A 19467-nucleotide genomic window follows, 5' to 3' on the forward strand; every position below is an offset into this window, starting at 1 on the left:
ATGGGCCTCATTTTTCAAGTGTAAAACCTGGCCTAGAGTGCCTCCACCTGTAAGGCATACGCCTTGAACCTGCGGAGAAGCATCATGAGTTCAGCTAAAACAGTCATCGTTACCGGCGCCTCCAGCGGGCTTGGCCTGGCCATCGCCAAGGCTTATCTGGACCTGGGTTTTAATGTGGTGGGCAATGCGCGGACCCTGGCCCGCTTGCAGGAGGCTGCTGACTCGCTCGGCAACCCGGCCAACTTTTTGTTGGTAGAAGGCGATATCGCCTTGGCGAACACTGCCACCCGTTTGTTTGAACGCGCCATCGAAGCGTTTGGCAAGGTCGATATCTTGATCAGCAACGCCGGGATCTTCGTGCCAAGCCCCGTGGCGGATTACACCGAGGCGCAACTGGAGTCGATTGTCGACACCAACCTCAAAGGCTTTTTCTACCCGGCCCAGGCCGCAGCCCGGCACATGACGGCCAACGGTGGTGGTCAAATCGTTGCCATTACCGCATCCATTGCCTTGCAACCCAACGTCAAAGTTCCGGCTTTGTTGCCGGTGTTGATCAAGGGCGGCCTGAACAGCGCCGTGCGTGGTTTGGCGCTGGAACTGGCGGCCTCCCAGGTGCAGGTCAACGGCGTGGCGCCAGGTATTATCGCGACCCCGATGCACGGCACAGACCAGCCCACCCGCGACTTCCTGAAAACCCTGTCGCCGAGCGGGCGCATCGGTACGCCTCAAGACATCGTTGATGCCGTGCTTTACCTCACCTCATCGACCTTTGTCAGCGGCGCCATCATCCCGGTCGACGGTGGCAGCACCGGCGGCACCTGGTAATCAACGAGGAAACCGACATGCCATACGTCAATATCAAAGTGACCGATGAAAGGGTAAGCGCCGAACAAAAGCGCTTGCTCATTCAAGGGGTGACCGAGTTGCTGGAGCGCGTGCTGAACAAGGCGCCGTCGACCACCTACGTGGTGATCGACGAAGTCTCAACCGATAACTGGGGCGTAGGCGGCGAAACCACCACCCAGTTGCGCGCACGGCAGAAGCTCAACCCTCAGAAATTGAATTAAACAGTCGGCGTTTGCCTGACTGAACACTTCAACCCGTAGGAGCGAGCTTGTCTCGCGATCTTTTGATCTGCTGTGGCTTTTGAGCGGGGCAACCTGAGGTTTGCCACCAGATCGAAAGCGCCAGGATCAAAAGATCGCGAGGCAAGCTCGCTCCTACAGTGTGAGGTGAGGCACCACGGTTCTATGCTCATAACCAAATGATCTGCAAGATATTTGCGCCTCACGCCACACAAGGATTCAAACCTATTTTTTGAGTCCTTCAGATGTCGCATTATTTTGACAGCGCTCAGCAACAAGACATTCAGGCCCTGGCTCACACTTTTACCGGTCGTACGCAATGGCCCACCTGGTTGTTGTTGATTGCGGTGCCCAGCGCCTGGTTTGCTTTGATGCTGGCCAGCCCGGTGCTTGGCGCGGGCTGGACGATTGTGCTGTTGATCCCGGTGGTGGTGCTGTGGATGTCAGTTCAGCACGAGCTGTTGCATGGCCATCCCACCCGTTTCAATTGGCTGAATAAGGTGCTGGGCTATGCGCCCTTTGCTCTGTGGTACCCGTACACCTTGTACCGCGACAGCCACTTGCAGCATCACCACGATCATGACCTGACCATTCCCGGCGTCGATCCCGAAAGCCGTTATCTCAGCCAGTCAGGCTGGGAGCGCAGTTCCAGGTTGTTTCGCGCTGTGCTCTGGCTGAACAAAACCGTGCCGGGCCGCTTGCTGGTTGGCCCGCCTTTGGCGTTGTACGGGATGGCCAAAGAAGAACTTCAGCGCCTGCGCCAAGGCGAGCGCAAAGCCTGGCTGATGTGGCTGACCCACGGCTTTTTCACGCTGCTGATGTTTGCCTTTATCGCCCGCTACAGCGCCGTGACGGTCTGGCAATACGTGTTTTTGGTCACCGTCCCGGTGCTGTCTGTCGGCATGGTCCGCTCTTTTTACGAGCACCGCCCCGCAGCCCGTCCCGAACAGCGTACGGTACTCAATGAAGCCGGCTGGCCGTGGACCTGGTTGTTCCTGAATCTGAACTTGCACTTGGTGCACCACGATTTGCCGCGTTTGCCCTGGTTCTACATGCCCAGGGTGTACCGGGCGCGGCGTGAGCAATGGCAACAGCGCAGCGGCCATTATGTGGTGCACGGCTATGGCGAGTTGATTCGTCGGCACGCGGTGCACGCCATTGATAGCCCCAAACACCCGTTTGTTTAACGTCACCAGGAGCGCTGTATGTCAGGCGGTTATGCAGAGTTATTGATGTACGTGGCCCCCGAGCAGGTGCGTGAGGCCAATGAACAATGGTTGACACGTATCCTTGAGCTGTTGCAGGCCACGCGCCGCGACGCCGGGGGCATTGAGTTGCTGGAGCTGTTTCGCTCGCCCGATTTGTTACTGACCCAAACCTGCGGCTACCCGCTGCTGACTCAGTTGCAGGGCCAGGTGCAAGTGGTCGGCCGCCCGCGTTATGAATGGCCCGACAGCAGCGCCGGGCGCCATTGCAGCGTGATTGTCGGCCGTGAAACCGACCCGCGTGTCGAACTGGCGGATTTCAGGGGCAGCCGCGGGGTGATCAATGACCGGCACTCCAACAGTGGCATGAACCTGTTCCGGCATCGGCTGACGCCCTTGCAGCAAGACGGGCGTTTTTTTGCCTCGGTGGCCACCAGCGGCGCGCATCAACAAAGCCTGCGCTGGGTGCGTGAAGGCTGGGCAGACCTGGCCTCCATCGACAGCGTCACGTTTGCCTACCTGGCGCGCTATGCCCCTGCCGAAGTCGCCGGGCTGCGCATTGTTGCGCGCACCGCCATCAGCCCCAATTTGCCCTACATCACCGCACTCAGTGCCGGCAGCGCGGGCGCTGAGCGTATTCGCGAGGCAATGAACCTTGCTTTGCAGCAGTTGCCACAGGTAAGTGCCACCTTGGGTTTACAGGAAGTATTACCGGCCAGCGAAACTGACTACCAGGTCGTTATTGGCTACCAGCGTGAAGCGAGCGCGGCAGGTTATGAGGTCTTGCTTTAACCGCCCTGCGACGTCAACGGCTACGCTGAAGTCAGTGCGGCCGATAGTTTTGCCCCTATCCATGACAAGAGAATCCGTATGAACAACCTTAAAAAATGGCTCGGTGGCTCGCTGCTGGCACTTGGATTGTTGAGCCAGCCGGTCCTGGCTGACAGCAAAAACACCCCGATTCACTTTGGTGACATCACCTGGGAAAGCGGCAGCTTTATCACCGAGGTGCTGCGTATTTTGACCGAGAAGGGCTATGGTGAGGCGACTGATACCTTGCCAGGCAGCACGGTAAGCCTTGAGGCGGCGCTGGCCAAAAACGACATTCAGGTGATCGGCGAAGAGTGGGCCGGACGCAGCCCAGCGTGGATCAAAGCTGAAGCCGAGGGCAAAGTCTCGGGGCTGGGTGACATCGTCAAAAACGCCAGTGAAGGCTGGTGGGTGCCTGAATACGTGATCAAAGGCGACGCGGAAAAAGGCATCAAACCGTTGGCCCCGGACTTGAAGTCGGTGGACGACTTGAAGCGCTACAAAGACGTGTTCCGTGACCCCGAAGACCCAAGCCGTGGACGCTTCCTCAATAGCCCGACGGGCTGGACCTCCGAGATCGTCAACAGCCAAAAACTCAAGGCTTATGGCCTGGACAAAGACTTCGTAAACTTCCGCACAGGCTCCAGCGCAGCTCTGGACGCTGAAGTCGCTTCGTTGATCCGTCGCGGCAAACCGGTGCTGTTCTACTACTGGTCGCCGACCCCGTTGATCGGTCGCTACAAGCTGATCAAGCTGGACGAACCGGCCTTCGATGCCGAGGCCTGGAAAACCCTGTCTGACGCCAATAACCCTAACCCGAAGGGCACGCGCTCATTACCGGCAAAACTGGCGATTGGTGTATCAACCCCGTTCAAAACCCAGTACCCGCAGTTGGTCGAGTTCTATGAAAAGGTCGACTTCCCGATCGATTTGCTGAACAAAACCCTGGCTGACATGAGTGAAAAACGCACCGAACCGCGCCAGGCTGCCGAAGCGTTTTTACGCGATCAGCCGCAGATCTGGCACAGCTGGGTGACCGCTGAGGCGGCGCAAAAAGTTGATGCGGCGCTTAACGCCAAATAATTCACTGAGTACGAGCCATGCATGTTTCCTGAAAATCTGACGTTTTCCATCGCCGGCTGGGTCAATACCTGGGTCGATGCGCTGGTCAGCAACTACGGGGATGTGTTCCGACACATCTCCGACACCTTGCTGTGGGCCATCGTTAGCCTTGAAAACCTGCTGCGCCTGACCCCGTGGTGGCTGATGCTGCTGATCGTCGGGGTAATTGCCTGGCACGCCACGCGCAAAGTGTTCAGCAGCGTGCTGATCGTGGGGCTGTTGTTTCTGGTCGGCGCGGTGGGGCTGTGGGACAAGCTGATGCAAACCCTGGCGCTGGTGATGGTGGCCACGGTGATCTCCGTGCTGTTGGGCATCCCATTGGGTATTTTGGCGGCGCGCAGCAACCGCTTGCGCACGCTGCTGATGCCGCTGCTGGACATCATGCAAACCATGCCCAGCTTCGTGTACTTGATCCCGGTGTTGATGCTGTTTGGCCTGGGCAAGGTCCCGGCCATTTTCGCCACGGTGATCTATGCGGTGCCGCCGTTGATCCGTCTCACCGATCTGGGTTTGCGCCAGGTTGACCACGAAGTGATGGAAGCCATCAATGCCTTCGGGGCCAACCCGTGGCAACAATTGTTCGGGGTGCAATTGCCGTTGGCCATGCCGAGCATCATGGCCGGGATCAACCAGACCACCATGATGGCGCTGTCGATGGTGGTCATCGCGTCAATGATTGGCGCCCGTGGCTTGGGCGAAAACGTGCTGGTGGGGATTCAGACACTCAACGTCGGCAAGGGTCTGGAAGCCGGGTTGGCCATTGTGATTCTGGCTGTGGTCATCGACCGCATAACCCAGGCCTATGGCCGACCACGGCATGGGGCAAAAGATGAGTGAGGCTGTGATCAACAAGATTGAAGTGCGCAATGTCTTCAAGGTGTTCGGCAAGCGCGAAAAAGAAGCCCTGGCCATGATCAAGGAGGGCCAGAGCAAAGCCGACGTGCTGGCCAAAACCGGCAGCGTGGTGGGCATCAACGACTTGTCGCTGTCGATTCAAGCGGGCGAAGTGTTCGTCATCATGGGCTTGTCCGGGTCGGGCAAGTCGACGCTGGTGCGTCACTTCAACCGCCTGATCGACCCGACCAGCGGGCAGATTCTGGTGGAGGGTGACAACATCCTTGAATACGACATGCCGACTTTGCGCCAGTTTCGGCGGCAAAAAATCAGCATGGTGTTCCAGAATTTTGGCCTGTTGCCGCACCGCAATGTGCTGGAAAACGTGGCGTACGGCCTCAAGGTTCGCGGGGAGAGCACGGCGCAGTGCAACGAGCGCGCCCGGCACTGGATCACGGTGGTGGGTTTGCAAGGTTATGAGCAGGCGTTTATCCACCAGCTCTCGGGTGGCATGCGCCAGCGCGTGGGGTTGGCCCGTGCCTTGGCGACCGACACCGACATCATTTTGATGGACGAAGCCTTCAGTGCCCTCGACCCGCTGATCCGCGCCGAGATGCAGGACCAACTGCTGGAACTGCAACGCACGCTGCAAAAAACCATCGTCTTTATCACTCATGATCTGGACGAAGCGCTGCGTATCGGCAATCGCATTGCCATTCTCAAGGACGGGCAGTTGGTGCAGGTGGGCACGCCACAAGAGATTCTGCACACGCCTGCGGACGATTACGTGAACCGCTTTGTTCAGCGCCAGCGGGCGAAGATCGAGTGATGGCTCTTATGAGCGACACGACCCAAGTGGGAGCGGGCTTGCTCGCGATGGCCTTCAGAGTGCCTCATTTACCAGGCAAATATGCGTCATTGTTAACGATCATCGCGAGCAAGCCCGCTCCCACAGAGTGTTATTGATAGCGAACAGCAAGCACGCCTTTCTTTTCACTGATCGACAAGGTCGGTGCGGCGAGTAATTGCTTCAGTGAGCTGACATGGGTGCCGCCGCACGGGTAGCTCGGCAGTTCGCCAAAGCCGATAAAGCGCTGGTCGGCGTTGACCTGAATCACCCGTGGCAGGTCAGCGCTGATCCACTGTTCAAGCTGTTCTTTAATCTGCTCGACGTGCATCGGCTGAGCGTTCTCACCCGGCATAAAACTGACCCGGCATTCCCCCGGCCAGTGGTGGGCCTTGATCGGCTTCCAGCCTGCGCGTTCGCCGCACACGCCAATCAAATGCCCCATCGAATGCAGTCGGCTGTTTAACTCACGGCGGGCCTCATCCACGCGGGCCTGCGCCGTACCCAGCGGCACGGCCTGCTGGACGATATGCACAATCCGGTCTTGCTCCTGGAACACCTTGAGCACTTCACTGGCGCCAATCCAGCCAGTGTCACTAGGCTGTCCGCCGCCCTGCGGATGAAAAGGCGTGGCCTTGAGGATGACGGCAAAGCCGTCGTCGTGCGCGGTGCAACTGAGCACGTCGACGAAGGCTGTGAGGGTGTCGTCGGTATAAAACAGGCGTGAGGTCATGTGGCGAGTCCTGAAACAATTAGGTTTAAAGTATAGGGACGCCCCTTGGGTGTGATAATCCCCCCAATTTTCAATGGACCTGTGCGCTGTGAGCATAAATGTACCGCTGTCATTACTGGCTGAAATGGTGGTCTTCGTGAGGGTGGTCGAGGTCGGCAGTTTTTCCGAGGCTGCGCGACAGTTGGACACCTCGCCGTCTGCCATCAGCCGCAGTGTCGCCCGACTGGAAAAGGCCCTGGCGATCCGCCTGCTGCAGCGCACCACCCGCAAGCTGCGCCTGAGTGATGTGGGCGAGGAGGTGTTCAAGCGTTGCCAGGAGGTGGTGGGGGCAGCGCAATCGGTCATGGACCTCAGTGGTCGCTACAGCCAGGAGGCTGAAGGGCTGATTCGCGTCAGCGTGCCCAAGGCGGTGGGGCGCTATGTGGTGCATCCGCACATGCCCGAGTTTTTACGGCGTTACCCCAAGGTCGATGTGCAATTGATTCTGGAGGACCGCCATGTCGACCTGATCGACGACAACGTGGATTTGAGCATGCGTATCACCGACCAGCCGCCACCGGGCCTGGTGGGCCGCCAGTTGTTTTTGATCGAGCATTTGCTCTGCGCTACGCCAGCCTACCTGGCGGAACATGGCACGCCCCGCCAGCCGGAGGATTTGCGCCACCACAGTTGCATCTACCTGGGCGAAACCCCGGCGGATGCCCGCTGGAAGTTCAAGCAAGGCAGCAAGACCGTGACGGTCGGGGTCACCGGGCGTTACGCGGCCAACCACACGGGGGTGCGGCTGGATGCGGTGTTGCAGCACATCGGCATTGGCAGCTTGCCTTACTTCACGGCGCGTCAGGCGCTGGAGCAGGGCGAGGTTGTGCAGGTGCTGCCGGCCTGGAATTTTATTGCGTCGTACCACGGCGGTGTGTGGCTGCTGCATACCCCGACGCGCTATCTGCCGCCCAAGCTGCGGGTGTTTATCGATTTTCTGGTTGAGCGGCTGGCGCAAGAACCGACATTGGGGGCAAAAAAAGACCCGCGCGGTTAACCGGGCGGGTCTTGGGCATTCAGTGTGCCAATCAGTGCTGTGGGCTGTCTGCGTCGGTCGGCAGCGCCATGAACTGCTTTTCTTGATTCCAGTCGAACGGCTCGCCGTTTTCTTCGGCTTCAAAGCGGCGTTCTTCCAGCGCCTCATACATGTCCAGCTCTTCATCGGCGAGGAAGTTGAAGCAGGAACCGCCGAAGAACCACAACAGGTCACGCGGTACCACGTGGGCGATTTGCGGGTAGCGTTCGATCACCTGGCAGAGGATGTCCTGGCCCAGGTATTGGCTTTCATCAAAATCGGTCAACAGACCGGCTTTCATCTCGTCGAAGCGTTCAATAAACAGCGCATGGCTTTCTTCCGGGATTTGCTCGGCGTCACCGACGGCAACCAGGATGCTGCGCAGCATATCGAGCAGGGCGAGATTGTGGTTGAGGTCATTAGTGGCCATGGTGGAGTCCTCTAGAGCAAAACGGGCGCGAGAGTATAAAGCTCTGCGCGCCCGCTGTCCTGCTAGCGAATCTTTCCTTCGCTGTGGGTGAGTTCTTCTTTGGCGAAGTCATCCACATCAATCACCTTGCGCCGTGCGGCTTCAGCGGCGCGCAGGGTTTCGGCTTCGGTCGGTTGCAGGATGCCCGCGTTCAACGCCGAATCGATGGACGGCTCGCCCGGTACCGGTTTGAACTGGCCACTTTTCAGCGCGTCGTGGAGCTTTTTGTGCAGCGGATGAGCGGCTTTGAGCAAATCCGCGGCATGTTGCAACGCGCCCACCGCGTCATCGGCAGATTGCGGGCGGTAGCAGCCGGCAAGCACCGCTTCGAGTGTCGGATCGCCTTTGGCCCGGCCCAGCACTGCCGCGACTTCAGCATCCAGCGCATCAGAAGGCCCGGTATGACGACGGCCAAACGGGAACACCACGCCGCGCAACAGAAAGCCCAGCGGTCGGCTCGGGAAGTTTTTCAGGATCTCGTCCAGCGCCCGTTCCGAATGCCCGAGGCTTTCTTCCATGGCCCATTTGAACAGCGGGTTGAGGTGCTCGGGGGAGTCCAGGTCGTGATAACGCTTGAGCGCTGCCGAGGCCAGGTACATATGGCTCAGCACGTCACCCAGACGCGCAGACAAACGCTCGCGGCGCTTAAGCTCGCCGCCCAGCAGCATCATGCTCAGGTCAGCGAGCATCGCAAAAGCCGCTGCCTGACGGTTCAAGGCGCGGAAGTAGCCTTGGCTCAGGGTGTTGCCGGGCGCGTGCTCGAAGCGCCCCAGGCCCAGGTTCAACACCAGGGTGCTGGCGACGTTGCTGACGGCAAAACCGATGTGCTTGAGCAGCAGGCCGTCAAACTCGATCAGGGCCTGCTCGCGGTCTTCACGCCCGGCCAGGGCCATTTCCTTGAGCACAAACGGATGGCAGCGAATGGCGCCCTGGCCAAAGATCATCAGGTTGCGAGACAGGATATTGGCCCCTTCAACAGTGATGAAAATCGGCGCACCCTGCCAGTTCCGGCCCAAATAGTTATTGGGCCCCATGATGATGCCCTTGCCGCCGTGCACGTCCATGGCATGGCTGATGCACTCTCGGCCGCGCTCGGTCAGGTGGTACTTGAGAATCGCTGACAGCACCGATGGTTTTTCACCCAGGTCCACCGCGTTGGCGGTGAGCATGCGGGCGCTGTCCATCAGCCAGGCATTGCCGCCGATACGCGCCAAGGCTTCTTGAATGCCTTCAAAGGCCGCCAGTGGCACGTTGAACTGCTCGCGCACCTGGGCGTATTGCCCGGTCACCAAACTGGTGAACTTGGCGGCGCCGGTGCCGACCGCCGGCAGCGAAATCGAACGCCCGACGGACAGGCAATTCATCAGCATCATCCAGCCTTTGCCGAGCATTTCCTGGCCACCAATCAGGTAGCTCAGGGGGATAAACACATCCTTGCCTGAGTTGGGGCCGTTCATGAACGCGGCGCCCAGCGGCAAATGCCGACGACCGATTTCAACGCCGGGGGTGTCGGTGGGGATCAACGCCAGGCTGATGCCCAGATCTTCCTTGTCGCCCAGCAAGTGCTCCGGGTCATGGGCCTTGAACGCCAGGCCGAGCAGGGTGGCTACAGGGCCGAGGGTGATGTAGCGTTTTTCCCAGTTCAGGCGCAGGCCGATGACTTCTTCACCTTGCCATTGGCCTTTGCAAATAATCCCGGTGTCGGGCATCGCCCCGGCGTCGGAGCCCGCCAGCGGGCCGGTGAGGGCAAAACACGGGATGTCATCGCCACGCGCCAGGCGCGGCAGATAATGGTTTTGCTGTTCTTCGGTGCCGTAGTGCAGCAACAGTTCGGCCGGGCCGAGGGAGTTGGGCACCATCACCGTCGAGGCCAGATCGCCGCTGCGGGTGGCGAGTTTCATGGCGACTTGCGAGTGGGCGTAGGCCGAGAAGCCTTTGCCGCCGAACGATTTTGGGATGATCAGGGCGAAAAAGCCGTGCTCCTTAATGTGCGCCCAGGCTTCTGGCGGCAAGTCCATGGCCTGGCCGATCTGCCAGTCGGTGACCATCGCACAGAGTTCTTCGGTCGGGCCGTCGATAAACGCCTGTTCTTCTTCGGTCAGTTGGGCTTTGGGGTAGGCCAGCAACTGGTTCCAGTCGGGGCGGCCGCTAAACAACTGGCCGTCCCACCACACGGTGCCAGCGTCGATGGCATCACGCTCGGTTTGCGACATGGGCGGCAGGACTTTCTGGAACCAGCTGAACAGCGGCGCCGTAAAGCGTTTGCGGCGCAGGTCAGGCAGTAGCAGCAAGGCCGCTGGCGCTGCCAGCAACACCCACAAGAGCACCAGCACCCAGATCGGCGCATGGCTGAAGAAGTCCATGATCAGCAGGTAAATCGCTACCACGGCAATCGCCGTCAGCGGGGAGACGCGCCGGTGGGCCAGCCAGGCAACGCCTACGATCAAAACCACTATCCACAACAACAGCATATCCAATCCTCCATGGAGCCAGGGGGGCGCACCCTTGTGAGCTTAGTCGCAACTCTTGAGCAAGGTCGTCCAATAGTGACCTTGTGCGGGAGGCACAGTTCAGCTTCACGGCGTAGACTGCCCCGGCGTCTATCAATCAGGAGTTCCATCATGCTGAAAGTGTGGGGTCGCAAGAATTCGTCGAATGTCAGAAAAGTGTTGTGGTGTATCGAAGAGTTGGCGCTTGAGTATGAGCGTGCAGAGGCGGGCGGTGCGTTTGGTGTGGTCGACAGCCCTGAGTACCGGGCGCTGAACCCCAATGGCCGGGTGCCGATGCTGGAAGACGATGGGTTTGTGTTGTGGGAGTCCAACGTGATCGTGCGCTATCTGTCCGCCGAATACGGCTCGGACACGTCCTGGTATCAGGACGACAACCGCGTTCGCGCCCAGGCAGACAAGTGGATGGACTGGACCACCTCGTCGTTTGCCGGTGCTTTTCGCGATGTGTTCTGGGGGATTTTGCGCACCCCGGCCGAGCAGCAGGACTGGGTGAAAATCAACGCCTCGATCAAGACCTGCGCCGAGCTGTTGGTTATTCCCGACCAGGCGCTGGCCGAAAAGCCTTACCTCTCGGGCGATGAAATCGGCATGGGTGACATCCCGCTGGGGTCGTTCATTTACGCCTGGTTTGAAATGCCCATCGAACGCCCGTCAATGCCGCACCTGGAGGCCTGGTATGAGCGCCTCAAACTGCGCCCGGCCTATCGCAATGCGGTGATGACTGCGTTGACTTAATAGCCACTATTAATACGGGCGACTGTACTTGTGCGACAAGGCCAAGCACCATGGCACCTGTTCATTGGCTTTGTCGGACTTGTCTTACAGACAGTTCGCCCTTATTGAGTCATCCCTCTTATTCCCATCTTGGTGCGTAATCCGATATGAGTTCCGCTCTGTCCATACGGCAGCTAACCAAAACCTACGGCAACGGTTTCCAGGCCCTGAGTGGTATCGATCTGGACGTTGCTGAAGGTGACTTTTTCGCCTTGCTGGGCCCTAACGGTGCCGGCAAATCCACGACCATCGGCATTCTTTCCACGCTGGTGAATAAAACCAGCGGCACGGTGAATGTCTTCGGCCATGACCTGGACCGCAACCCCGCCGCGCTCAAGCGCAGCATCGGGGTGGTGCCGCAAGAGTTCAACTTCAACCAGTTTGAAAAGACCTTCGACATCGTCGTGACTCAGGCGGGGTACTACGGTATCCCGGCCAAAATCGCCAAGGAACGTGCCGAAAAGTACCTGACGCAGTTGGGGCTTTGGGACAAGCGCGACACCCCTTCGCGTTCGTTGTCGGGCGGTATGAAGCGTCGACTGATGATCGCCCGGGCGCTGGTGCACGAGCCGCGCCTGTTGATCCTCGACGAACCGACTGCCGGTGTGGACATTGAACTGCGCCGCTCGATGTGGACCTTCCTCACCGAGCTGAACGAGCAGGGCACCACCATCATCCTCACCACCCATTACCTGGAAGAGGCTGAGCAGTTGTGCCGCAACATCGGCATCATCGACCACGGCACCATCGTCGAAAACACCAGCATGCGCCAGTTGCTCGGGCAACTCCACGTTGAGACCTTTGTCCTCGACCTGAAGCATCCGCTGGCGGCTACCCCGCACCTCATCGGCTACCCGAGCCTGTTGCTCGATGGCAGCACCCTGGAAGTGCAAGTCGACAAGGCCGTGGGCATTACCGGTTTGTTCACCCAACTGGCTGCGCAAAACATCGAAGTGGTGAGCCTGCGCAATAAAACCAACCGCCTTGAGGAGTTGTTTGTGTCGCTGGTCGAGAAAAACCTGGCAAAGGTGGCCGTATGAGTTCGGAACTGCGTCCCAACCTGGTTGCGTTGAACACCATTATTTACCGTGAAGTGCGCCGTTTCATGCGCATCTGGCCGCAAACCTTGCTGCCGCCAGCAATCACCATGGTCTTGTACTTTGTGATCTTCGGTAACCTGATCGGTCGGCAAATCGGTGATATGGGTGGTTTCACCTATATGGAGTACATCGTGCCGGGCCTGATCATGATGTCGGTGATCACCAACTCCTACGGCAACGTGGTATCGAGCTTCTTTGGTGCCAAGTTCCAGCGCTCGATTGAAGAGCTGATGGTGTCGCCGGTGTCGCCCCACACCATTTTGATCGGCTTCACCGTGGGCGGTATCTTGCGCGGCTTGATGGTGGGCTTGATCGTGACCTTGCTGTCACTGTTCTTCACCCACTTGCAGGTGCATCACCTGCTCCTGACCATTGTGGTGGTGGTGCTGACCGCGACGATCTTCTCGTTGTTGGGCTTTATCAACGCCGTATTTGCGCGCAACTTCGACGATATCTCGATCATCCCGACGTTTGTGCTGACGCCGCTGACCTACCTGGGCGGGGTGTTCTACTCAATTACCCTGTTGCCTCCGTTCTGGCAGAGCGTGTCCTTGGCCAACCCGGTGCTACACATGGTCAATGCCTTTCGCTACGGGATTCTCGGCGTATCGGACATCAAAATCAGTGTGGCGCTGACCTTTATGGTCGTTGCAACCGTGGTGTTGTACTTCGCCTGCGCCAAACTGCTGGTCAGCGGCCGCGGCATGCGCCAGTAGCTTTCACACCCCTGTAGGAGCGAGCTTGTCTCGCGATCTTTTCAAGATCAAAAGATCGCGAGGCAAGCTCGCTCCTACACGAAGGTGCAGGGCACGTTTTACAAAGCCTTGCGCTGTTGCTTGCGCCGCTTCCACTGCCGGCTGACCCACCAGCGCCAATACACCATGGTCAAGCAGTAACCCATCCCGCCCAGTACCACTCCACACACCACCGAACCCAATAAAAACGGCTGCCACACGGTCGAGAGCTGGCTGCTGATCCACGCCCACGTGAGTTCATCAGGCATGCTGCGGGCCGGAACGTCCATCAGCCATGCGCCCAGCACATAGGTGCAGTAAAAAATCGGCGGCATGGTGATCGGGTTGGTCAGCCAGACCAGGCTGACCGAAATCGGCATATTGCTGCGCACCATGATCGCCAGGCAGGCGGCCAGGAGCATTTGAAAGGGCATGGGGATAAAAGCAGCAAACAGACCCACCGCCATCGCCCGGGCGACAGAGTGACGATTGAGGTGCCAGAGGTTGGGGTCATGCAGCAGTGAGCCCAAGAACCGTAAGGATTTGTGTTCCTTGATGCGCGCCGGATCTGGCATGAAACGTTTGATTGAACGCCGTGGCATGGGCTTCTCGCTTGGAACAGGGAGGCAGTATGCCCACATTTTGCAGGTCGACTCTTCAGACTTTGTGACAATTTTTTAGGATGCGACGATAAAACCCGGCTAATCCGAGGGCAGGAATTACTGCGGATCAGATTATGTACTCGGGATTGTTAGCGCTGGCTTCGGGCTTGATCGTGCTGCGCTTTTTACCGGCAATACCCGCCCTTGAGTGGGTGCTGTTGATGCTGGGTGCGGGGCTGCTGCTGTTGGTGGTGCGGGTTTATCCAGCGGGGCTTTTTCTGCTTGGGTTGAGTTGGGCCTGTGTGCAAGGGCAGTCGGCACTTGATGACCGGCTGTCGCCTGCGCTGGATGGCCGCACGTTATGGGTCGAGGGGCGGGTGGTCGGTTTGCCTCAGCAGTCCGACGCGGTGGTGCGTTTTGAAGTGCGTGATGCTTATTCGCGCCACGCCACATTGCCTTCTACCTTGCGCTTGAACTGGTACGGCGGGCCGCTGGTCAACAGCGGTGAGCGTTGGCGACTGGCGGTCACTCTCAAACGGCCCAAAGGGCTGCTTAACCCCCGTGGCTTCGATTATCAGGCCTGGCTGTTGGCCCAGCGTATTGGCGCCACGGGCACCATCAAAGATGGCCAGTTATTGGCTCCCACCCGGCATGCCTGGCGCGACGGCTTGCGCCAGCAGTTATTGCAAGTCGAGGCTAATGGCCGGGCGCAATGGCTGGCAGCCTTGGTGATGGGCGACGGTTCAGGGTTAAGCGCTGATGACTGGAAGCTGCTGCAAGCGACCGGCACGGTGCATTTACTGGTGATCTCGGGGCAGCACATTGGCCTGTTTGCCGGGCTGATTTATGGTCTGGTGGCCTTGTTGGCGCGTTACGGTCTGTGGCCACGACGGCTGCCGTGGTTGCCTTGGGCGTGCGGCCTGGCTTTTGCCGGAGCGCTGGGTTACGGCTTGCTGGCCGGTTTTGAGGTGCCGGTACAGCGGGCCTGCGCCATGCTCGGGCTGGTGTTGATATGGCGCCTGCGGTTTCGCCACTTGGGTGTGTGGCTGCCCTTTTTGCTGGCGCTCAACGCGGTGCTGATCATTGAACCGCTGGCCAGCTTGATGGCGGGGTTTTGGCTCTCGTTCGCCGCCGTTGCGGTGCTGATTTTTACCTTTAGTTCACGCTTGGGCCCGTGGAGCTGGCGAGCGGCATGGCTGCGCCCGCAAGGCTTGATCGCGATTGGTTTGTTCCCGATGCTGTGGATTCTCGGGTTGCCCATCAGCCTGTCTGGCCCGCTGGCCAATCTGGTGGCGGTGCCGTGGATTAGCCTGTTGGTGTTGCCTGCGGCGTTGCTGGGCACTGTGTTGCTGCCGGTGCCCTGGGTCGGTGAAGGGTTGCTGTGGGTGGCGGGCGGCTTGCTCAATGGCCTGATTTGGGGGCTGACAGGGCTGGTCGGGACGCTGTCGCCCTGGTTGCCTGCCAGCGTGCCGATCAGTGTCTGGCTGCTGGCGGCGCTCGGTGCCTTGCTGCTGTTGCTGCCTGCCGGGATGGTGCTGAGGCCACTGGGCTGGCCGCTGGTGCTGCTGGCGGTGTTTGCCCCGCGAACGTTTGTCCCGCCGGGCCAGGCAGAGGTGTTGCAACTGGATGTCGGTCAAGGCCTGGCAATCATCGTGCGAACCCGACATCACACGCTGCTATATGACGCTGGGCCAAAAGTGCGCAACCTTGACCAGGGCGAGCGCGTGGTGGTCCCGGCACTGCAAGCGATGGGCATCGGTACGCTGGACATGATGCTGATCAGCCACGCCGATTCAGATCATGCGGGCGGTGCGTTGGCGGTACAGCGGGCCATGAAGGTGAAGCGTGTGGTCAGCGGTGATGTGCCGCTATTGGCCGAACAGCTTCAGGCCCAGCCTTGTAACAGCGGTGAGCGCTGGGAATGGGACGGGGTGAAGTTTGCATTGTGGCAATGGGACGGCGCGACCGACGTTAATCAGCGTTCGTGCGTGTTGCAGATCGAAGCCAGCGACGAACGGTTGCTGTTGACCGGTGATATCAATATCGACGCCGAGCGAGCTTTTCTCAACAGCCCTCTGGCGGTGCCCACGCACTGGTTGCAGGCGCCGCACCACGGTAGCCGCACCTCGTTCTCGATGGTCTTTCTAAAAAACCTGTCACCTTCGGCGGTGTTGATCTCCAGAGGGCATGGCAATACCTTTGGGCATCCGCACCCGCAGGTGATGGCGCGCTACAAGTCGCTGGGCATGGGGATCTGGGACAGCGCCGAACACGGTGCCGTACGCTTTCGGCTGGGCACCTTCGGGGTGGCTGAAAGCCTGCGCGAGCAGCGGCGGTTCTGGCGGGATTAACGTCGACCTTGTGGTAAAGTGGCGCACTTTTTCGAGGGGATTGTCACTGTGTGGGAACTGGTCAAATCCGGCGGCTGGATGATGCTGCCGATCATTCTGAGTTCTGTTGCCGCGCTGGGCATTATTGTCGAGCGCCTGTGGACCCTGCGCGCCAGCCGCGTGACCCCGCCGCACTTGCTTGGGCAGGTGTGGGTCTGGATCAAGGACAAACAGCTGGACAAAGAAAAACTCAAGCAACTGCGCGCTGACTCCCCGCTCGGTGAAATTTTGGCGGCTGGCCTGGCCAACTCCAAGCATGGTCGCGAGATCATGAAAGAGTGCATTGAAGAAGCCGCTGCCCGGGTTATCCACGAGCTGGAACGCTACCTCAACGCCTTGGGCACGATTGCTGCGATGGCGCCCTTACTGGGCCTGTTGGGCACGGTGTTGGGCATGATCGATATTTTCAGCGCTTTTATGGGTACCGGCATGACCACCAACGCGGCGGTGCTCGCGGGCGGGATTTCCAAGGCCTTGATCACCACTGCGGCGGGCCTGATGGTGGGGATTCCTTCGGTGTTCTTTCACCGGTTCCTGCAGCGCCGGGTCGACGAGCTGGTGGTCGGCATGGAGCAGGAAGCGATCAAGCTGGTTGAAGTGGTGCAGGGCGACCGCGAAGTCGACATGGTCGGGAGCAAAGCGTGAAATTTCGCCGCAAGCCACGGGAAACGGTCGACATCAACCTCGCGTCGCTGATCGACGTGGTGTTTATCCTGCTGCTGTTTTTTGTGGTCACCACCACGTTCACCCGCGAGACCCAACTGCGCGTCGACTTGCCCGAGTCGGTCAGCGGCGCGCCCACCGAAGATCAGAACACCAAGCTGCTGGACATCGCCATCAGCGCCGACGGGGTGTTTTCGGTCAACAACCAGTTGCTGCCGAAAAACGATCTGGCAAGCCTGATGGACGCACTGCGTACGGCCTCGGGCGGCGACACCAGCCTGCCGGTGTCGATCAGTGCTGACGGCAAGGCCCAGCACCAGTTCGTGATCACGGCAATGGATGCCGCCGGCAAGCTCGGCTTCAGCCATTTGCGCATGACCACCGTTGAGTCGCAGGCGACCCCCTGATGGCCTTGTCTGATCGCTTGTTGCGTGCCTGGTACACCGGGCACCCGCTGCTCAAATTGCTGAGCCCGCTGGAATGCCTGTATCGCCGTGTGGTTGAGCGCAAGCGCGCGCGTTTTGTGGCGGGCGAGGGCGAGATCTATCGCGCCCCGGTGCCGCTGGTGGTGGTTGGCAATATCACCGTGGGCGGCACCGGCAAAACGCCGTTGATCCTGTGGTTGATCGAGCATTGCCAGCGCAATGGTCTGCGGGTGGGCGTGGTCAGCCGTGGCTATGGCGCCAAGCCGCCACAGCTGCCTTGGCGTGTGACCGCGGAGCAACCTGCGGCGCAGGCCGGTGATGAGCCGCTATTGATCGTGCAGCGCACCGGCGTGCCACTGATGATCGACCCCGACCGCAGCCGTGCAGTTAAAGCCTTGCTCGACAGCGAACCGCTGGATCTGATCCTCTCGGATGACGGCTTGCAGCATTACCGGCTGGCCCGTGATCTGGAGTTGGTGCTGATCGACAATGCCAGAGGCCTGGGCAACGGCCATTGCCTGCCCGCCGGGCCATTGCGCGAACCCGCCGAGCGCTTAAAGAGCGTAGACGCGGTGCTGTATAACGGCGCCGAGCACGATCCGCAGGCGGGTTTTGCCTTTAAATTGCAGCCCACGGCGTTGATCAATCTGCGCAGCGGCGAGCGTCAGGCGCTGGACTTTTTCCCGGCTGGCCAAGCGCTGCATGCGGTGGCCGGGATCGGTAACCCGCAGCGTTTCTTCACCACCCTTGAAGCGCTACACTGGCGGCCAATCACCCATGCTTTCGCTGACCATGCGCCGTACAGTGCCGAGGTCTTGAATTTTACGCCGCCGCTGCCCGTGGTCATGACAGAAAAGGACGCCGTGAAATGCCGCGACTTTGCGTCACTCGACTGGTGGTATCTGGCGGTCGACGCGGTTCCATCAGAGGCCTTTGTCCTTTGGTTTGACCAACAGCTAAAGCGTCTTTTGCCCTAACTCATTTTTACTTTTCGGGAATTCCTATGGACACCAAACTGCTCGATATCCTCGCTTGCCCAGTGTGCAAAGGCCCGCTCAAACTCAGCGCCGACAAAACCGAGCTGATCAGCAAGGGCGCAGGCCTTGCCTACCCGATCCGCGATGGCATTCCGGTCATGCTGGAAACCGAAGCCCGCACCTTGAGCACCGACGAGCGCCTGGATAAATGACCCCGACCTTTACCGTGGTAATTCCGTCGCGGTTTGCCTCGACGCGTTTGCCAGGCAAGCCGCTGCAAATGATCGCGGGCAAGCCGATGGTCCAGCACGTCTGGGAGCAAGCCCGTAAAAGCAGTGCCCAGCGTGTGGTAGTCGCCACCGACGATGCGCGCATTGTTGAGGCCTGCCAGGCGTTTGGCGCCGAGGTGGTCTTGACCCGCGCAGACCACGAGTCCGGCACTGACCGCCTGGCCGAAGTCGCCGCACAGTTGGGCCTGGCCAGCGATGCCATCGTGGTCAACGTCCAGGGTGACGAACCGTTGATCCCGCCCGCATTGATTGATCAAGTGGCCGCGAACCTGGCCGCCCACGCCGAGGCGGGCATCTCGACCCTGGCTGAGCCGATTGCAGACGTTGAGCAACTGTTCAACCCAAACGTGGTCAAGGTGGTCAGCGATATCAATGGCCTGGCCCTGACGTTCAGCCGTGCCACCTTGCCGTGGGCACGGGATGAATTCGCCCAACAGCCCAACGCATTGCCTGCCGGTGTGCCGTACCGTCGCCACATTGGCATTTACGCCTACCGTGCCGGTTTCCTTCAGGACTTCGTTAACTGGGGCCCATGCTGGCTCGAGAATACCGAGCGTCTTGAGCAGTTGCGTGCCCTGTGGCACGGCGTGCGAATCCACGTCGGTGATGTGCTTGAGGCGCCGCCAGCCGGTGTTGATACCCCTGAAGACCTTGAGCGCGTTCGGCGTTTGCTGGAGGGTTAATGCGCGTCCTGTTTGTGTGCCTGGGCAATATTTGCCGCTCACCCACCGCAGAAGGCGTGTTGCGCCAAAAGCTGCGTGATGCCGGTTTGGCTAAGCGCATCGAGGTGGCCTCTGCCGGGACGGGGGGCTGGCACGCGGGCGAAGCGCCGGACGTGCGCAG

21 protein-coding genes and 1 pseudogene are annotated in these 19467 nt (G+C 59.7%); 18 read left to right on the forward strand and 4 right to left on the reverse strand.

The annotated features are described in order from the left end of the window. The first annotated feature begins 84 nt into the window (after window positions 1-84). The 7 genes from GHO25_RS10940 (at window position 85) to GHO25_RS10970 (ending at window position 5885) form a co-directional block, all read left to right on the forward strand. Window positions 85-825 (forward strand): SDR family NAD(P)-dependent oxidoreductase, encoded by a 741-nt coding sequence (locus GHO25_RS10940; protein WP_048373658.1) that lies wholly within the window; start codon window positions 85-87, stop codon window positions 823-825. 17 nt (window positions 826-842) lie between these two features. After that, the gene (locus tag GHO25_RS10945) at window positions 843-1067 is read left to right on the forward strand and encodes a 4-oxalocrotonate tautomerase family protein (RefSeq protein ID WP_153329878.1); all 225 of its coding nucleotides are present in this window, start codon (window positions 843-845) and stop codon (window positions 1065-1067) included. Between the two features lie 263 nt (window positions 1068-1330). After that, on the forward strand, window positions 1331-2272 hold the full coding sequence (locus GHO25_RS10950; protein ID WP_048373654.1) for a fatty acid desaturase: 942 nt from the start codon (window positions 1331-1333) through the stop codon (window positions 2270-2272). Between the two features lie 18 nt (window positions 2273-2290). After that, on the forward strand, window positions 2291-3082 hold the full coding sequence (locus tag GHO25_RS10955; protein ID WP_153390778.1) for a phosphate/phosphite/phosphonate ABC transporter substrate-binding protein: 792 nt from the start codon (window positions 2291-2293) through the stop codon (window positions 3080-3082). A 78-nt stretch (window positions 3083-3160) separates the two neighbouring features. Next, window positions 3161-4183, forward strand: a complete 1023-nt coding sequence (locus GHO25_RS10960; RefSeq protein WP_123750172.1) for an ABC transporter substrate-binding protein — start codon at window positions 3161-3163, stop codon at window positions 4181-4183. 21 nt (window positions 4184-4204) lie between these two features. After that, on the forward strand, window positions 4205-5059 hold the full coding sequence (locus GHO25_RS10965; protein WP_153390779.1) for a proline/glycine betaine ABC transporter permease: 855 nt from the start codon (window positions 4205-4207) through the stop codon (window positions 5057-5059). Next, complete coding sequence (locus GHO25_RS10970; protein WP_048389109.1) at window positions 5052-5885, forward strand: glycine betaine/L-proline ABC transporter ATP-binding protein; 834 nt, start codon at window positions 5052-5054, stop codon at window positions 5883-5885. Before GHO25_RS10965 ends, GHO25_RS10970 begins: the two co-directional genes overlap by 8 nt. 130 nt (window positions 5886-6015) lie before the next feature. On the opposite strand, the gene GHO25_RS10975 is transcribed toward GHO25_RS10970, so the two are convergent. Next, the gene (locus GHO25_RS10975; protein WP_153390780.1) at window positions 6016-6636 is read right to left on the reverse strand and encodes an alanyl-tRNA editing protein; all 621 of its coding nucleotides are present in this window, start codon (window positions 6634-6636) and stop codon (window positions 6016-6018) included. Between the two features lie 88 nt (window positions 6637-6724). Between GHO25_RS10975 and GHO25_RS10980 the strand changes: the two genes are divergently transcribed. Beyond that, a complete protein-coding gene (locus tag GHO25_RS10980) occupies window positions 6725-7672 on the forward strand; it encodes a LysR family transcriptional regulator (protein WP_372240935.1) in 948 nt (315 codons plus the stop codon). Window positions 7673-7703: 31 nt separating this feature from the next. On the opposite strand, the gene GHO25_RS10985 is transcribed toward GHO25_RS10980, so the two are convergent. Both GHO25_RS10985 and GHO25_RS10990 read right to left on the reverse strand, forming a co-directional pair. Beyond that, the gene (locus GHO25_RS10985) at window positions 7704-8120 is read right to left on the reverse strand and encodes a PA2817 family protein (RefSeq protein WP_048373645.1); all 417 of its coding nucleotides are present in this window, start codon (window positions 8118-8120) and stop codon (window positions 7704-7706) included. Window positions 8121-8182: 62 nt separating this feature from the next. Continuing rightward, window positions 8183-10630, reverse strand: a complete 2448-nt coding sequence (locus GHO25_RS10990) for an acyl-CoA dehydrogenase (protein ID WP_153390782.1) — start codon at window positions 10628-10630, stop codon at window positions 8183-8185. Window positions 10631-10780: 150 nt separating this feature from the next. Between GHO25_RS10990 and GHO25_RS10995 the strand changes: the two genes are divergently transcribed. The 3 genes from GHO25_RS10995 to GHO25_RS11005 all read left to right on the forward strand — a co-directional run bounded on the left by GHO25_RS10995 (window position 10781) and on the right by GHO25_RS11005 (window position 13259). Beyond that, window positions 10781-11404, forward strand: coding sequence for a glutathione S-transferase (locus tag GHO25_RS10995; protein WP_048389035.1), 624 nt, complete (start codon window positions 10781-10783; stop codon window positions 11402-11404). A gap of 146 nt (window positions 11405-11550) precedes the next feature. Beyond that, window positions 11551-12483, forward strand: a complete 933-nt coding sequence (locus tag GHO25_RS11000; protein WP_153390783.1) for an ABC transporter ATP-binding protein — start codon at window positions 11551-11553, stop codon at window positions 12481-12483. Then, window positions 12480-13259, forward strand: coding sequence for an ABC transporter permease (locus GHO25_RS11005; protein ID WP_048389040.1), 780 nt, complete (start codon window positions 12480-12482; stop codon window positions 13257-13259). Before GHO25_RS11000 ends, GHO25_RS11005 begins: the two co-directional genes overlap by 4 nt. 98 nt (window positions 13260-13357) lie before the next feature. Here the strand turns inward: GHO25_RS11005 and GHO25_RS11010 are convergent, their stop codons facing one another. After that, on the reverse strand, window positions 13358-13879 hold the full coding sequence (locus GHO25_RS11010) for a DUF2062 domain-containing protein (RefSeq protein WP_048373636.1): 522 nt from the start codon (window positions 13877-13879) through the stop codon (window positions 13358-13360). Window positions 13880-14013: 134 nt separating this feature from the next. On the opposite strand from GHO25_RS11010, the gene GHO25_RS11015 reads away from it, so the two are divergent. From GHO25_RS11015 to GHO25_RS11045, 7 genes and pseudogenes are all read left to right on the forward strand, one after another. Then, window positions 14014-16230: a DNA internalization-related competence protein ComEC/Rec2 gene (locus GHO25_RS11015; protein WP_178110059.1), complete on the forward strand. Its 2217-nt coding sequence runs from the start codon at window positions 14014-14016 to the stop codon at window positions 16228-16230. Window positions 16231-16278: 48 nt separating this feature from the next. After that, the gene (locus GHO25_RS11020; RefSeq protein ID WP_048373695.1) at window positions 16279-16914 is read left to right on the forward strand and encodes a MotA/TolQ/ExbB proton channel family protein; all 636 of its coding nucleotides are present in this window, start codon (window positions 16279-16281) and stop codon (window positions 16912-16914) included. Continuing rightward, on the forward strand, window positions 16911-17339 hold the full coding sequence (locus GHO25_RS11025) for a biopolymer transporter ExbD (protein WP_178110060.1): 429 nt from the start codon (window positions 16911-16913) through the stop codon (window positions 17337-17339). Before GHO25_RS11020 ends, GHO25_RS11025 begins: the two co-directional genes overlap by 4 nt. Beyond that, window positions 17339-18334 carry a tetraacyldisaccharide 4'-kinase gene (lpxK, locus tag GHO25_RS11030; RefSeq protein WP_153390784.1) on the forward strand — a complete coding sequence of 332 codons (996 nt, stop codon included), beginning with the start codon at window positions 17339-17341 and terminating at the stop codon, window positions 18332-18334. Before GHO25_RS11025 ends, lpxK begins: the two co-directional genes overlap by 1 nt. Before the next feature lie 26 nt (window positions 18335-18360). Beyond that, window positions 18361-18546 (forward strand): Trm112 family protein, encoded by a 186-nt coding sequence (locus GHO25_RS11035; protein WP_003442540.1) that lies wholly within the window; start codon window positions 18361-18363, stop codon window positions 18544-18546. Continuing rightward, window positions 18543-19307 carry a 3-deoxy-manno-octulosonate cytidylyltransferase gene (gene kdsB, locus GHO25_RS11040; protein WP_153327011.1) on the forward strand — a complete coding sequence of 255 codons (765 nt, stop codon included), beginning with the start codon at window positions 18543-18545 and terminating at the stop codon, window positions 19305-19307. The genes GHO25_RS11035 and kdsB overlap by 4 nt, the downstream gene beginning before the upstream one ends. Further along, window positions 19307-19467, forward strand: a pseudogene (locus GHO25_RS11045) (low molecular weight phosphotyrosine protein phosphatase); the annotation flags it as partial. The gene kdsB and the pseudogene GHO25_RS11045, both read left to right, overlap by 1 nt.

The sequence above is a fragment of the Pseudomonas sp. FSL R10-1350 genome, assembly GCF_009600525.1.
In the GTDB taxonomy this organism is placed as follows: Bacteria; Pseudomonadota; Gammaproteobacteria; order Pseudomonadales; family Pseudomonadaceae; genus Aquipseudomonas; species Aquipseudomonas helleri.